Annotated in this window: 13 protein-coding genes; 5 read left to right on the forward strand and 8 right to left on the reverse strand. The window is 71.0% G+C overall.

The window, feature by feature from the left end:
- Positions 1–347: 347 nt before the first annotated feature.
- On the reverse strand, positions 348–992 hold the full coding sequence (locus tag AB0H52_RS19360; protein WP_151492802.1) for a response regulator transcription factor: 645 nt from the start codon (positions 990–992) through the stop codon (positions 348–350).
- Complete coding sequence (locus AB0H52_RS19365; protein ID WP_151492801.1) at positions 989–2,095, reverse strand: sensor histidine kinase; 1,107 nt, start codon at positions 2,093–2,095, stop codon at positions 989–991. Before AB0H52_RS19365 ends, AB0H52_RS19360 begins: the two co-directional genes overlap by 4 nt.
- Positions 2,096–2,234: 139 nt before the next feature.
- On the opposite strand from AB0H52_RS19365, the gene AB0H52_RS19370 reads away from it, so the two are divergent.
- Positions 2,235–2,828 (forward strand): CDP-alcohol phosphatidyltransferase family protein, encoded by a 594-nt coding sequence (locus AB0H52_RS19370; RefSeq protein ID WP_357949016.1) that lies wholly within the window; start codon positions 2,235–2,237, stop codon positions 2,826–2,828.
- Positions 2,825–3,295, forward strand: coding sequence for a VTT domain-containing protein (locus AB0H52_RS19375; RefSeq protein ID WP_357949019.1), 471 nt, complete (start codon positions 2,825–2,827; stop codon positions 3,293–3,295). Before AB0H52_RS19370 ends, AB0H52_RS19375 begins: the two co-directional genes overlap by 4 nt.
- A gap of 139 nt (positions 3,296–3,434) precedes the next feature.
- On the opposite strand, the gene AB0H52_RS19380 is transcribed toward AB0H52_RS19375, so the two are convergent.
- From AB0H52_RS19380 to AB0H52_RS19390, 3 genes are all read right to left on the reverse strand, one after another.
- Positions 3,435–4,928, reverse strand: coding sequence for a hypothetical protein (locus AB0H52_RS19380; RefSeq protein WP_357949022.1), 1,494 nt, complete (start codon positions 4,926–4,928; stop codon positions 3,435–3,437).
- A 258-nt stretch (positions 4,929–5,186) separates the two neighbouring features.
- Positions 5,187–6,446, reverse strand: a complete 1,260-nt coding sequence (locus AB0H52_RS19385; protein ID WP_151493048.1) for an MFS transporter — start codon at positions 6,444–6,446, stop codon at positions 5,187–5,189.
- A gap of 104 nt (positions 6,447–6,550) precedes the next feature.
- Complete coding sequence (locus AB0H52_RS19390) at positions 6,551–6,925, reverse strand: cupin domain-containing protein (protein ID WP_151493047.1); 375 nt, start codon at positions 6,923–6,925, stop codon at positions 6,551–6,553.
- A gap of 135 nt (positions 6,926–7,060) precedes the next feature.
- On the opposite strand from AB0H52_RS19390, the gene AB0H52_RS19395 reads away from it, so the two are divergent.
- The 3 genes from AB0H52_RS19395 to AB0H52_RS19405 are packed head-to-tail and all read left to right on the forward strand — an operon-like array spanning position 7,061 to position 8,386.
- Positions 7,061–7,873: a class I SAM-dependent methyltransferase gene (locus tag AB0H52_RS19395; RefSeq protein ID WP_151493046.1), complete on the forward strand. Its 813-nt coding sequence runs from the start codon at positions 7,061–7,063 to the stop codon at positions 7,871–7,873.
- A gap of 55 nt (positions 7,874–7,928) precedes the next feature.
- Positions 7,929–8,261, forward strand: a complete 333-nt coding sequence (locus AB0H52_RS19400) for a hypothetical protein (protein ID WP_151493045.1) — start codon at positions 7,929–7,931, stop codon at positions 8,259–8,261.
- On the forward strand, positions 8,258–8,386 hold the full coding sequence (locus AB0H52_RS19405; RefSeq protein WP_255473757.1) for a hypothetical protein: 129 nt from the start codon (positions 8,258–8,260) through the stop codon (positions 8,384–8,386). The genes AB0H52_RS19400 and AB0H52_RS19405 overlap by 4 nt, the downstream gene beginning before the upstream one ends.
- A 30-nt stretch (positions 8,387–8,416) precedes the next feature.
- On the opposite strand, the gene AB0H52_RS19410 is transcribed toward AB0H52_RS19405, so the two are convergent.
- From AB0H52_RS19410 to AB0H52_RS19420, 3 genes are read right to left on the reverse strand one after another with little or no spacing between them, the layout of a single operon-like run.
- A complete protein-coding gene (locus AB0H52_RS19410; RefSeq protein WP_357949027.1) occupies positions 8,417–11,290 on the reverse strand; it encodes an FAD-binding and (Fe-S)-binding domain-containing protein in 2,874 nt (957 codons plus the stop codon).
- A gap of 25 nt (positions 11,291–11,315) precedes the next feature.
- The gene (locus tag AB0H52_RS19415; protein ID WP_151492635.1) at positions 11,316–12,485 is read right to left on the reverse strand and encodes an anhydro-N-acetylmuramic acid kinase; all 1,170 of its coding nucleotides are present in this window, start codon (positions 12,483–12,485) and stop codon (positions 11,316–11,318) included.
- A gap of 11 nt (positions 12,486–12,496) precedes the next feature.
- Positions 12,497–14,059, reverse strand: coding sequence for a sodium:solute symporter (locus AB0H52_RS19420; protein ID WP_151492636.1), 1,563 nt, complete (start codon positions 14,057–14,059; stop codon positions 12,497–12,499).
- Between the last annotated feature and the right edge of the window lie 117 nt (positions 14,060–14,176).

Consider the following 14,176-nt stretch of genomic DNA (forward strand, 5'->3'; position numbering starts at 1 on the left):
GGTCGCCCCGCGGCTCGAAAGCTACCTATGCCGGTGACGGCGACCAGTCGTTCATGCGACAGCTGTCGCTCTTCCGATGCGATTGCCTGTCACATGATTGCACTGGTGATCTTTGATGGGATCCACAGATCGTGTCGGGCGTCGATGCGTTCGGTGCGGCTCGTTGCGCGTTCGTCCACTGCCGTCGGTCGCACGGGTCGAAACCGTGCACGGTGCTCGACTGGACGACGGAACTCCGGTACGAGACGGCTGCCGGCATCAATGTGTGTCGAATCGGATCGTGCCGATGATCGGGCACTAAATTGCCGCATCCACGCATTTTTGCCAGTGACCGAAGCTGATCCCTTTTACGAAAGGCCAGCCTGAATGGCCAGAATGGCGGCCCGTACGCGGTCGCGGCTGCCGGTCTTCGCCAGCACGTTCGCGACGTGGGTCTTGACCGTGCTCATCGACAGATGGAGACTCTTCGCGATCTCGTCGTTGTTGAGCCCGGCGCCGATCAACGTGAGCACGTCGGTCTCGCGCGCGGTCAGCTGGTAGGCGGCGAGGTTCACCCGGGTGGCCGGGCCGGTCGACCGTACGCGTTCGAGCACCGCGCCGGTGATCTCGGCCGAGAGGATCGCGCCGCCGGCCGCGACCGTGCGCACGGCGGACAGGAGGTCCTGGGCGCTACTGCGTTTCAGGAGGAACCCACGCGCTCCGGAGGCGATGGCGTCCAGGACGTACGCGTCATCGTCGAAGGTGGTGACGATGATGACGGCCGGGGCGTGGGGGATCGCGGCCATCTCCCGGGTGGCGTGCAGGCCGTCCAGTACCGGCATGCGGATGTCGACCAGGGCGACGTCGATGCGGGGATCGCGCCGGACGGCATCGAGGAGCTGGCGCCCGTCCGCGGCCTCGGCCGCGACGTGAATGTCCGGTTGGGACCGCAGAATCTGGCTGAAGCCGTCACGGACCAGATGCTGGTCGTCGGCGATCGCGACACGGATCATGGCTTCGCCACCGGCAGGATGGCCTCCAGCACCGTACCGCCGCCGGGGCGCCCGCTCACGTGAGAGCTGCCGCCGAGCGCCCGCGCGCGTTCCTCGATGCCCAGCAGTCCCGAGCCGCGTGCCACGGCCTGGGGCGGCCCGATCCCGTTGTCGCTCACCCGCAGCCGGGCCTGACCGCCGGCGCGGGTCAGCTCGACCCAGGCGGTGGTGGCGTTCGCGTGGCGGGCGATGTTGGTGATGGCCTCCTGGGCGATGCGGTACGCCGCCAGCGCACCCACCTCGTCGAGCCCCGCGTCGGCGTCGACACGGACGTGTACCGCCAGGCCCTGCTGGCGCAGCGGCTCGGCGAGCAGTTCGTCGATGTCGGACAGGCGCGGCGGGGCGCTCACCAGGATCGGCGCGTCCGGGTCGCGGAGATGCACGACGAGCGTGTCGAGTTCGCGCAGGGCGGTGCGGCCGCTGGTCGCGATCGCCCGCAGCGCGACGGCCGGATCGCTGGCGAACTGTCCGGCCTCGGCCTGGACCACCATCGCGGTGACGTGGTGACCCACCACGTCGTGCAGTTCGCGGGCCAGGTTGGTGCGCTGTTCGAGCCAGGCAGCCTGGTCACGTAGCGCGGTCGTCTCCCGGGTGAGGGCGTTGCCGCGTGACCACGAGCGCAGGAGGACGGCGAGGAGGTAGCCGGCCGCCACGAAGGCGAAGGGCTGTGCGTAGACCCCGCGACGGTTGAGCAGGGCGATGGTGAAGGCGACGGCGGCGCCGGCCACACCGGCCGCCCATCCCCGCCACGGTCGCCTGGCCGGATCTTCGCAGGTCGAGACGAACACGAGGCCGGCCGCCGCCAGGCCCAGGTGGACCGACTCGCCGGTGCTCACCAGCGCCACGAACCCGGCGCAGGCCGCGAAGACCACGGTCCGTTGGCCGGGAGGCAGGGCCATGGCCGTCAGGGCGGCGGGCAGCACCAGCCACACCCAGCCCGCCGGTACGAGCACGTTCTCGTCGATCGTCCCGACCACGGCGGTGACTGTCAGCGCCGTCGCGGCGTAGGCGAGCCGGCGCACTGCCTCTGGGCTGCGCACCCATTGCCCGATTGCGGTGACCACCTGCACAGTCTCGATGATCCGCCCCGGGTCGGCCAGGTACCCGGGTACCAGCTCACCCAGTACCCCGGTACCGCGGCCGTACCGAGGTCGGCACCCCGGTACGTTCCGCCGAGCGGCCTGCGAATCGCACGCTGCCGGGGTGACTCTCGTTGACTCTCCGGCCGCCCTGCGGGTCGGCCCGCTCCGCACCGTCGCCAACTACATCACCATCATCCGGACGCTCGCCGCCGTCACACTCGGCATCGTCGCCCTCATCTCCGGTTCGGTCGCCCTGATCGCGGTGGCGTACGGCGCCTACTGGGTCGGTGACATGCTCGACGGCCTGGCCGCGCGGTGGCTCGGCCAGGAGACCCGGGCCGGTGCCGTCCTCGACATCGTGAGCGACCGGGCGTGCACCGCCGTGCTCTGTGTGGGCCTGGTCGCCCTGGTGCCGGATGTCTCGTTGGTCGCCATGGTGTTCCTGCCGTCGTTCATGGTCCTGGACACGATGCTGTCGCTGGTGTTCCTGTGCTGGCCGGTGAACAGCCCCAACGACTTCCATGTCGTCGACCGGCGGGTGTGGGCGTTGAACTGGTCGCCGCTGGCGAAGGCGGTCAACACCGCCGGGGTCATCGGTGCCGTGGCGATCGGCCGGTACTCGGTGGCGGTGATCGTGGCACTGGCGGTCCTCGCGGTGAAGGCGTGGTCCGCGGTGGCGGTGGCCAGGCTGCTCAGCCGGGACGGCCGGGCGTGAGCGGTGTCGTGCAGGCCGCGGCCGCACTCGGATACGGTTTCGCGTCGGCCCTTGTCCCGGTGGTCAACGCGGAGGCCTACGCCGTGGTCGCCGGGCGGGCGGGCGGGTACGCCGTGATCGCCGTGCTCGCCCTGGCGGTCGGGCAGACCGCCGGGAAGCTCCTGCTGTTCGAAGCCGCTCGGCGGGGAGGCGGCCGGTTGGCCCGGCGGCTGGCACGACGCAACCAGTCGCGGAGCGTGGCCGCCCGGGTCGCCCGGTGGGCCGAGCCCGTACGGCGTTGGCTCTCGCACCGCCGCACCGGCCTGCCGACGGTGCTCCTCTCCGCCGCCGTCGGCGTCCCACCACTCGCCCTGGTCAGCACCGCGGCCGGAACCGCCGGCCTGCGGCACTGGGAGTTCGCCGCCGCATGCCTGCTCGGACGCGTCGTCCGGTTCGCCATCCTCGCCCTGCCGTCGGCCCTTGCGTGACCCCGACCGCAACCGCGTCCCGCAGCCGGCATCCGGCCCCGCCGCGGGCCCGATCCTGGTGATCGAGCCCGGGCGGGACCGGATGCCCCGATCTGCTCCCGTTACCTCCTGCGCCCCGACTGCCGGGATGATCTGACGATCAGCCGAAGCAGGTGGGCACCGGGGGTGAGCTCGGTGTGCAGTTGGTGGGCCGGTTGCCGGTGATGGCGGACTTCTGGTCCACGGTGACCTGGCCGCCGTCGTTGAAGATCCCACCGGGTGCCAGGGTGGAGATGTTCTCGGTGACCTTGGTTTCGGTCAGGTTGAGCGTGTTGTTGTTGTAGATCCCGCCGCCCTGCGAGCTCGAGCCCACGGCCCTGTTCCGCTCGACGGTGCTGCGCCGCAGGACGACGGTGCCGCTGCCGTTGTAGATGCCACCGCCGTGTTCGATGGTGCTGTTCGTGCTGGCGGTGTTCTCGCTGATCCGACTCTCCTCGGCCACGAACTCGCCGATCTGGTTGAAGACGCCGCCGCCGCGCTGCCCGGCCTCGTTGTGGTGGACGTTGCCGTGCTTGAGGTGGAAGACGCCATCGGTGAAGATTCCGCCGCCCTCGCTGCCGGCCCGGTTGTCGTTCACCTCGATGTTCTTGATCTCGGTGGTGGAGTTGATCCCGCCGCGGATGCCGCCGCCGCGGAAACCCGCGGTGTTGTTGTCCACGCGCACGTTGTCGAGGACGGCGTTGCGGCTGTTCGACAGCCCGCCACCGGCGCCACCGATCGGCAGGATGTTGACGACCCCGATCGTGTTGTTGTAGCTCAGTCTGGTGTTCTGCACGGTGAGGTTGCCGTTGTTGAAGACGCCCCCGCCGTCGAACACGGCACTGTTGTTGCTGATGGTGCTCTCGCCGTCCCCGTGCTTGTCCTTGTCCTTGTCCTTGCCGTCCCGGTCCTTGCCGTGGTCGCTCCGGCCGAGGATCTTCGTGACGCCAAAGTTGGCGATACCGCCACCCGGGCCGTTGGTGTGGTTGTAGACCACGTCGGTGTTCTCGATGGTGGCCTTGCCGCCGACGTCGATCCGGATGCCACCGCCGCCGGCACCGACCCCACCGTTGGCCTGGCCGCCCTTGATGGTGACGTCGCGCAGCGTCAGGTCTCCACCGGTGCCGACCTCGAGGATCCGGAACGGCGTGGCGTTGGCCGCGCGGACGATGGTGGACCCGTTGCCGTCGATGGTGACCGGCTGGGTGATGATCGGCAGGCCGACGGCACCGAAGGGCACGGGGGGAGGGGGCGCGGACCTCGTGAGCGTGTAGGTGCACTTTTCGGCGAGTCGCAGCTTCGCCCCGTTGCTGGCGTTCGCGTGGACGATCGCCGCGATCAGCTCGTCGGCGCCGCAGGACACGGTCCGGACATCGTCGCCCCTGCCCTCCCTGTTGTCCTTGTCCTTCTGGTGGTCCTTGTCGTCGCGGCCGCCCGGATCCCGTCCTCCCTTGTCCTCCCCGCCGGACCGGCTGTCGTCGGCCACGAGCTGCGTTCCGGCGTTCGACAGGCCGGGGCCAACGGATCCGAATACTCCGCTCACTCCCGCCGGCCCGACGACGGCCATGCCGGCCACCCCGGTCAGTCCGGCCACCCCGGCGACGACCCAGCGCATCCGCCGCCTCGTGGGCGGACGTGGCTGATCTGCCGCTGCTTCGCTGATGTTCGGGTGTAGATAGTTGGACATCGAGCTACCCAGCCCTTCTCCGTACACCATGTCTCTGCACGGCACTTCGGTGCAGAAAAGCGACAAATCGGTTGCCGCCACCAAGGGGAACGTAGCTGAGCGTTCCTCGCATCAACCGGGCGTATGCGAAAAAACCCTACATTCGGTGCAGACCGTCGCCGACCGGCTGCCTCGACAGGTGGATCGCTAGCGCGTCGAGGGCTCGGCGGGGAGGCGGTCGCCGGCGGGTGCCGGGGCGGCGTCGATCGGCAGGTCGCGCAGTCCGCGGATCGGAGTCGACAGGTAGATGATCGGGGACAGCACGGTGAGCGCCCCGAAGATCAATAGGGTGGTTCGGGCCCCGAGCGGCCCGGCCAGGACGCCGGCGAGCAGGCCGCCGAGCGGGATGGCGCCCCAGGAGACGAACTTGACCGTGGCGATCACCCGGGACAGGAGGTGCGGCGGGCTGGCGAGCATCCGGTACGTGCGGGTGGTCACGCTGAGTACCACCGAGGAGCCGGCGAAGATGAGGTTGCCGACGGCGAAGGCGAGGTAGGCGGCGGTGCCGGTGCCCAGCGGAATGACGAGCGCGCCGATCACGCCGACGAAGGCCGCGATGATCAGGCCGCGTGCGGTGCCGACCCGATCGGTGAACCGGGTCGTCAGTGTCGCGCCGATGAGCGTGCCGAGGCCGTCGGCGGCGAGCAGCAGCCCGACCATGACCGGCGGTGCGTGCAGGTCGCGCACCAGGTAGTAGGGGAAGAGGGCCAGCATCGCGCCGCAGACGAAGTTGGTCGCGGTGGCGTCCCACATGGCCGGGCCGATGATCGGGTGTCGGACCACGAAATGCCAGCCCTCGCGGATCATCCTGACCATCGGTGGCCGCTCGACCGGCCGCTGGACCGTGCGCTCGGGAAGGGTGCGCAGCAGCACGGCGGAGATCAGATAGCTGACGGTGTCCACGAACAGCGTCGGTACCGCGCCCAGCAGCTGCACCGTGAGCCCGCCCAGGGACGGCCCGCCCAGCTGGGTGGCGGCATGCGTGCCGGAGTTGAGGCTGTTGCGCGCCTGCAACTGCGCGGCCGGCACGATCTCCGGCAGGAAGGTCTGGTTCGCCACGTCGAACAGCACGTTGGCGAAGCTCACGACCAGGGCGACCGCGACCAGCTGGGCCACCGTGAGGGTGTCGAACCACCAGGCCAGGGGGACGGACGCGATGGCGAGGGCCCGGATCAGATCCAGGGTGACCTGCATGCCGCGCAGCGGCACGCGCTGCACGACCACTCCCGCCGGCAGGCTGATCAGAAGGTACGCGAGATAGCCGGCCGCCGTGATCAGGCCCATCTCGAAGACCGACGCGTCCAGCACGGTGAGCGCGGTCAGCGGCAGGGCCACCGCGCCGATCGCCGAGCCGAGGTGGCTGGTCGTGCCGGCGATCCACCAGCGCCAGAAGACATTGAGTTCCATAATGGAACTCAATGTACCGGCGGATGTGGGATCGGTCGACCCCGCCGGACCGATGCCGATGACCGGGCCGCCGATCCGTTGCCACCTGCTGAACCGGAAGCGGCTCACTCCACCTTGGTGAGGAGCGGTTTGCCCTTCTCGACGAGGTAGGTGGCCAGCTCGACCGCGATGCCGTCGCCGACGTTCCGCGCCTGGTGATGCACCCCGTACGGCACGGTGAGAGCATCGCCGGCGTTGCACACCACCGGCGGCTGGCCCGCAAGGGTGTATTCCAGCGACCCCTGAAGAACGCAGATGATCTCTTCGCCCGGATGGAAGTGCGTGAACGGGGGTGAGTCGGGCGTGAACTCCACCCGCGTCTGGATGACCTCGCGTCCGGGGATGCTGAGATCGTGTTTCTGCAGATCGATGCGCCACAATCCCGGTGCGCTCTCCACCGCCGTCGGACTGATGCCCCTGGGTCGATCTTTCCCACTCATCGCGGTCTCCTGTACGCCGTCGTACGGACGGTCACCACATCGTCTCGACCATAGGTGGCCCCCGAACCGTCAAGGGCACGGTTGCCCAAACACGGACGTCCAGCGCCGCCGCGTTGGGCGTCGTATGGTGCCGCCATGGCATCTGCGGTCTGGGTCGACGGCGCGGCGTACGAGGCATACGTCGGTCGGTGGAGCCGGCTCGTCGCGGCGGAGTTCGTGCGCTGGATCGACCTGCCGGCCGGGCTGCGCTGGCTCGACGTGGGCAGCGGCACCGGCGTGCTGACCTCGGCGGTGCTGACGACCGCGCGAGCGCGGCAGGTCACCGGCGTGGACCCCTCCGAGGGTTTCGTGGCGCAGGCGCGTACCCGGGTCAGCGACCCGCGGGCCGTCTTCGCGGTCGGCGACGCCCGAGCACTGCCGCTGCCGGACGGCGCCGTCGACGTGATCGTGAGTGGGCTGGTGCTGAACTTCGTACCCGAACCGGCGCGGGCGGTGGCGGATTTCGCCCGGGTGGCAGCCCCCGGCGCGGTGGTGGCCGCGTACGTCTGGGACTACGCCGAGGGGATGGAGATGATGCGGCACTTCTGGGACGCGGCCGGCGCGCTCGATCCCGCCGCGGTGGCGCGCGACGACGGGCGCCGCTTCTCGCTCTGCCGGCCGGAGACGCTGCGCACCCTGTGGCGCGACGGCGGGCTGACCGATGTGTCGGTGGAGGCGATCGACGTGCCGACGGTCTTCACCGACTTTGCCGACTACTGGACCCCGTTCCTCGGCGGGCAGGGCTCGGCCCCGGCCTACTTGGCCTCGTTGGCCGAGCCCGACCGGGTAGCCCTGCGGGATCTGCTCGCCGCCCGGCTGCCGCACGGCCCCGACGGGTCGATCCGGCTGACGGCCCGCGCGTGGGCGGTCCGCGGCACCCGGGCGAGCACGTCCAGGTCGCCGGCGTAGCCGGGCCGCCGCGGTGTTCTGCGCCGCCTCGTCCTGGGGCGTCATCCACGCCGCGATGCGATTCGTCGATTACGGGGACGGCGGCATCTCCGCCGGCAAGCCGACCTCCCCGTCGACGAGTTCCAGCGGCACCCCCTCGTCGGCCGGGCCGGCCGCCGCTCCGGTGTTGTGGAAGGGCGAGATCCGCCTTGACTCCACGCCGCGCGACTTCGACCAGGAACCGCCGGCGCGGGGAAACACCAGCACCGACCTCAACTCCGACGGGTATCTCAACGGCTCGGTGTACAACAAGTTCTGGGGGCGGGCGGTGGTGTTGTGGCCAGGGCCGGCGGAGCCCACCCGGGACGGCTGCGCCGCCCGTTGCAGACCCACGGCGTGCAGCAGGTGAGCATCGATAGCCGCAGTCGGGTGTGCCTGGAGACCAACCGGGGCCGGATCGTGTTCATCACGGTGCTGCGCCGCGACGGCGACGACGGGTACGCCGCCCAGGCGACGCTGTGGAGTTCGAGCTGAGGAATCCGACCAGCCGCCGCGGTCGTCCAGCTACGCCGGCGGCTCGACCGCCTCGACGAGTACCTCCAGCACGTGCCGGTACGGCTGCCCGGTGGCCCGGCTCATGCCCATCTCGCAGGTACGGTTGCAGGAGGCGTACGCGTCGTGGTCGCGCTGGTTGACCTCGGCGGCCTGGGCCGCGGTGGCACCGGCGGTGACCTCGGGATGCAGCAGTCCCCGGTCGCCGGCGAAGGCGCAGCATCCCCAGCTGTCCGGCACGGTCACGGTGTCGGCGACCGCCCGGGCCACCGCGCGCAGGTCGTCGATGCCGCCGAGGTGCACGGTGGAGCAGGTGGGGTGCAGGGCCAACGAGCCCAACCGTCGGGGCTCGGGCAGCGCCGGCAGCAGGTGCTCGGCGGTGAAGGTCACGCTGTCGACGAAGCGCAGAGCGCCGTACCGCGCCCGGTCCTCCTCGGCCAGCGCGTCGGTCAGCTGGCTCAGCCCGTGGGTGCAGGACGACGCGTCACACACGATGGGCAGCCGACCCTCGTCGCTGGCGGTCCAGAGGGCGGACAGCGTGCGCTCGGCCATCTCCCGGTGACCGGCGGGGAAGCCCTTGGACTGCCACGGCGTGCCGCAGCACAGGCCGGCCGTGCCGGCCGGTACGACGATCGGCACCCCGGCCAGGTCGCACAGGCGCAGGAGCGCCGCCGCCGAGCCGCCGGACGCGCCGTCCTCCGGTGCGAAGATGCTGCCGATGCAGGCCGCGAAGAACACCGCCTGGGCGTCCGCCGGGGTGCGGGGTCCGGGGCGGGGAGCGCCGGCGCGCGGCATGTCGTCGCTCCACTGTGGTACGAGTTCGGTGGCGCCGAACCCACGGAGCACGCCAGTGGCGGCGCGGGTCACCGGTGTCGGCACGACATGTGCGGCGTTCAGCCCCACTCGGACGCCTGCGACGGCGGCCTTCCAGTGCCGCGCGGTGCTGCGGGCGGTGCGCTGGGCGAAGGGGCTGTGCCGCTCGGCGCGCAGCCGCTTCATCGCCGCGCCGGTGTCGATGCCGACCGGGCAGGCGGTGACGCACAGGCTGTCGGCGGCACAGCTGTCCACCGCGGCGTACTCGTAGTCGGTGGTCAGCTCCCGGCGGCGCTCCTCGTCGCCGGCCGCGGTGGCGAGGGCGATCTGCCGTTGCAGGACGATGCGCTGCCGGGGGGTGGTGGTGACGTCGGCGGTGGGGCAGACCGGCTCGCAGTAGCCACACTCGACGCAGGAGTCCAGCTCGGGGTCGACCGTCGGGACGGCCTTGAGCTGCCGCAGGTGCACGGTCGGGTCGTCGTTGAGCAGTACGCCGGGGTTGAGCAGGCCGCTCGGATCGCACAACCGCTTGAGTTCGCGCATCACGTCGTACAGTTCGTCGCCGTACTGGCGGCGGACGAAGGGGGCCATCGCCCGGCCGGTGCCGTGCTCCGCCTTGAGTGTTCCGCCCTCGGCCAGCACGAGGTCGACCATGTCGTCGGTGAACCGGGCGTAGCGGTCGATCTCGGCCGGTGTGTCGAAGGACTGGGTCAGCATGAAGTGCAGGTTGCCGTCGCGGGCGTGTCCGAAGATCACCGCGTCCGGGTAGCCGTGCCGGTCGAACAGGCGGATCAGCCCGTCGCAGGTGCCGGTCAGGCGCGGCATCGGCACCGCGATGTCCTCCAGCAGCGCCGTGGTGCCGGGCGGGCGGGCGCCGGCGACCGCGGTGTACAGGCCCTTGCGCAGGTGCCACAGTGCGGCCCGTTCGCGCGGGTCGTGGGTCAGCTCGGTGCCGGTGACGGCGGGCAGCCGGTCGAGCACGTGCCGGGCGTCGGCCAGCGTCTCGGCCAGCCGCTCCGCGCTGTCCTCGGCGAACTCCACCAGCAGCGCGGCGTGCCCGGTGACCGTCAGCCCGCGCAGGGCCGGGCTCGCGTCCGGGTCGCGCTGGCTGACCCGCAGCGCGGCCGCGTCGAGCAACTCGGCGGTACGGGCGCCGGCGGCGAGCAGGGCGGGCAACGCGTCGGTGGCGGCGCTGAGGCCGGGCAGGATCAGCAGGCCGGTGGCGGCGTGCTGGTGGATCTCGACGGTACGGAAGACGGCCTCGGCCACGAAGCCGAGCGTGCCCTCGCTGCCGATCATCAGGTGGGCCAGCATCTCGACCGGGCTGTCGTGGTCGAGCAGCGAGTTCAGCCCGTACCCCATGGTGTTCTTCATGGCGAACAGCCGCTCGATGGTGGCGCGCGACAGCGGTGTGGAGCGCACCCGGTCGCGCAGCCGCAGCAGCCCGGCGTGCAGCTCGGGCTCGTCGGCCCGCAGCCGGTCGTCGGCGTCGCGCGCGCCGGAGTCGACGACGGTGCCGGACGGGAGGACGAAGCGCAGCGACTCCATCGTGCGGTACGCGTTGTCGGTGGTGCCGCAGGTCATCCCGCTGGAGTTGTTGGCCACCATGCCACCCACCGTGCAGGCGGCCTCGCTGGCCGGATCCGGGCCGAGCCGGCGTCGGTAGCGGGCCAGCCGGGCGTTGGCCTGCCGGATGGTCAGGCCGGGCTGGAGCCGGATGCGGCGGCCGTCGTCGAGCACCTCGGCGTGCCGCCAGTCGGTGCGGACGTCGACGAGCACGCCCGCGCCGCCGGCCTGCCCGGCGAGGCTGGTGCCGCCGCCGCGCAGGGTCAGCGGTACGCCGGCCTCCCGGGCGCCGGCCATCAGCGCCCCCACCTCGGCGGCCGAGGTGGCGCGGACCAGGGCCTGCGGCTCGAACAGGTACGGCGAGGCGTCGTGTGCCGCCGCCAGCCTGCGGGGCAGCTCGGTGCTGGCCCGGGTCGGATCGTCGAGGCGTGCGCGCAGCAGCTCGGCGACCTCGCGGGCGCGGACGCCGGCCGCGGTCGGCGTGGGTACTCCTACGACGGGTCTCATGGGCGGGTCCTCCCGAACGGGGCGGTCAGTAGGCGACGATCAACCGGTCGGGGGTGGTGTCGACCGGCGGCGGCAGCCGCAGCGGCTGGCGGCCGGGGGTGATGCTGCCCAGCACGGAGGGGTGCCGCGCGCCGGTGCCCGACGGCAGGGTGCCCGGCAGCCCGTGCACGGTCAGGTAGCCCAGCAGCGCGAAGGCCAGTGCCTCCTTGGCGTCGGACGCGACACCCACCTCGTCGCTGGACGACAGGTCGACGCCCGGCAGCTCGTCGGCGATCATGCGCATCAGCGTCGGGTTGTGGGCGCCGCCGCCGGAGACGACGAGCCGGGTGACGCCGTGGTCGTGGCAGGCGCCGGCCACCGTGACCGCCGTCAGCCGGGTCAGCGTGGCCAGCACGTCCTGCGGGTCCGGCGTGGGCGCGTCGGCGAGGGCGGCGAGCAGGTAGGGAAGGTGGAACAACTCCTTCCCGGTGCTCTTCGGGCCGGGCAGCCGGTAGTACGGCTCGTCGAGCAGCCGCCGCAGCAGTGCCGGGTTCACCTGCCCGGCGGCCGCCCCGCGCCCGTCCCGGTCGTACTCCTCGGTGCCCCCGCTGAAGTGGCGTACGGCGGCGTCGAGCAGCGCGTTGGCCGGCCCGGTGTCGAACGCGAGAGCGTCCGCGTCCGGCGCGACGACGGTGATGTTGGCGATGCCGCCCAGGTTCAGAGCGGCCGGCACACCGGGCAGCCCCCGCAGCAGCAGCGCGTCGAACAGGGCGACCAGCGGGGCACCCTGGCCGCCGGCGGCGACGTCGCGGCTGCGCAGGTCGGCCACCACCGGAAGGCCGGTGGCCTCCGCGATCCAGGCCGGCTGACCGAGCTGGAGAGTGCCCCGGACGGCACCACCCTCGACCCAGTGGTGCACGGTCTGGCCGTGCGAGACCACCAGGTCGGCGTTGCCGTCGCACAGCTCGGCGAGGGCCCGCCCGCCGGCCTCGGCGAAGGACTGGCCGATGCCGGTGTCCAGCACGCAGATCGCCTCGGTGCTGGTGGGCGCGGGCGGCAGGGCGGCGGCGATCTGCGCGCGCAGCCGATCGGGGTACGGGTGGCTGAGCCGGCCCAGCGGTCGCATCCGCAGGGCGTCGCCGCTCAGGTCGAACTCGGCCGCGGCGGCTTCGATGCCGTCGTAGGAGGTCCCGGACATCAGGCCGATCACGCGCATCACGTCCTCCTTCACGCCCGGCCGGCGGACGTTGCCGCCGGATCATCGGCCTCGTCGGTGCGCCGGTGGTCGTACGGCGTCTCGGGGGCCGGGTGGAACCGGCTCGCCACCGCGCCGACGATCAGGGTGATCAGGACTCCGATCGGCACCAGCCACTGCGCGGCGATGGCGGTGGGGACGGTGGTCCCGGCCGTCGTGACGTCGATCTTGACATAGCGGACGATGTAGGTCATCACCACCACGGTGACGAGGAAGGCGATCACCGCGTCGACCTGGTTGGCGCGCTTCACGAGGCGGCCGAGCAGGAAGGCACCGAGCAGCGCCCCGTAGGTGTAGCCCGCGATGGTCAGGCCGGTCAGGTAGACGTTGCCGGTGCTCGAGCTGAACGCGCAGGCGAAGATCGCCATCAGCACCGCCCAGACCAGGGTCATCACCCGGGCGAGGCGCAGCATCACGTCATCCGACGGCACCGTCCGGAAGAAGCTGTGGATGAAGTCGGCGACGGTGGAGTTCGACATCGAGTTCAGCGCCGACGACAGCGAACCCATCGCGGCGCCGAGGATGCCGGCCACCAGCAGACCGGAGATGCCCACCGGCAGGGCGTGCAGGATGAAGCTCGGGTAGAGGTTGTCGCTGCTGTTCAGGCCGAGCTCCTTGAAGGTCTGACCCTTGTTGTACGACCACAGCAGGGCGCCGACCAGGGAGAACGCCGCGAACTGGATCACCACGAAGATGCCCGAGGAGATCATCGCCTGCTGGCCCTCGCGCAGCGTGCGGGTGGACAGGATGCGCTGGACGATCAGCTGGTCCGAGCCGTGGCTGGCCATCGCGAAGATCGCACCGCCGATGATCGCGGTCGGCAGGGCGAACGGGCTGGTGAGCACGTGCGCGAGGTCGACGTTGGTGTCGAAGAGCTGGAACTTGCCGGCGTCCAGCGCCTGCGAGTAGCCGTCGAAGCCGACGGCGTGGCTGAGCACCGCGATGGCGAGGATCGCCCCGCCGAGGTAGAGCCCCATCTGGATGGCGTCGGTCCAGATGACCGCCTTGATGCCACCGAGGTAGGTGTAGACCACCGTGATCAGGGTCAGGACGATGATGATGGCCTGGTATCCGACATTCAGCCCGAACTCGTCGAGCAGCAGCTTGATGGGGATGGCCGAGGCGAACAGCCGTACGCCCTCGGCGAGCAGGCGGGTGAAGACGAACGTCACCGACGCCAGACCCTGAAGTTTCAGGCCGAACCGCTCACCGAGGTACTGGTAGGCGCTGACGAAGCCGCCCCGCTTGTAGAGCGGGATGAGCACCGCCGCCACGATGACGCGTCCGATGACGTAGCCCAGGGCCAGCTCGACGTTGCCGAACCCCTGACCGCTGTAGGCGCCGCCGGGCACGCTGATCACGGTCAGGACGCTGGTCTCGGTGGCGACCACGGAGAACGAGACGGTCCACCACGGCAACCGGCCCTCGCCCACGAAGTAGTCCTTGGAGGATTTCTGCCTGCCGGACAGGCGCAGTCCGACGAAGGCGATCACCACGAGGTACAGCACGATCACGACAAGGTCGAGTTGACGCACGGCTCACTCCCCACCAGTGGGTTGTCAATAAGTGACGTTGGCCCACACTAACGCGAAACTTTTTGCCAGCGCCCTCCTGGGTTGGTTACGCTGTGGTTTCAGCTTGCTGATAGGGGA

Origin of the sequence: Micromonospora sp. NPDC050695 (assembly GCF_040654415.1) — a bacterium.
Lineage (GTDB): Bacteria > Actinomycetota > Actinomycetes > Mycobacteriales > Micromonosporaceae > Micromonospora.

Coding starts and splice junctions, on each gene's coding strand:
- AB0H52_RS19360 (WP_151492802.1), bottom strand. CDS start 992: ATGATCCGTGTCGCGATCGCCGACGACCAGCATCTGGTCCGTGACGGC.
- AB0H52_RS19380 (WP_357949022.1), bottom strand. CDS start 4,928: ATGCGCTGGGTCGTCGCCGGGGTGGCCGGACTGACCGGGGTGGCCGGC.
- AB0H52_RS19385 (WP_151493048.1), bottom strand. CDS start 6,446: ATGGAACTCAATGTCTTCTGGCGCTGGTGGATCGCCGGCACGACCAGC.
- AB0H52_RS19390 (WP_151493047.1), bottom strand. CDS start 6,925: ATGAGTGGGAAAGATCGACCCAGGGGCATCAGTCCGACGGCGGTGGAG.
- AB0H52_RS19395 (WP_151493046.1), top strand. CDS start 7,061: ATGGCATCTGCGGTCTGGGTCGACGGCGCGGCGTACGAGGCATACGTC.
- AB0H52_RS19400 (WP_151493045.1), top strand. CDS start 7,929: ATGCGATTCGTCGATTACGGGGACGGCGGCATCTCCGCCGGCAAGCCG.
- AB0H52_RS19410 (WP_357949027.1), bottom strand. CDS start 11,290: ATGAGACCCGTCGTAGGAGTACCCACGCCGACCGCGGCCGGCGTCCGC.
- AB0H52_RS19415 (WP_151492635.1), bottom strand. CDS start 12,485: ATGCGCGTGATCGGCCTGATGTCCGGGACCTCCTACGACGGCATCGAA.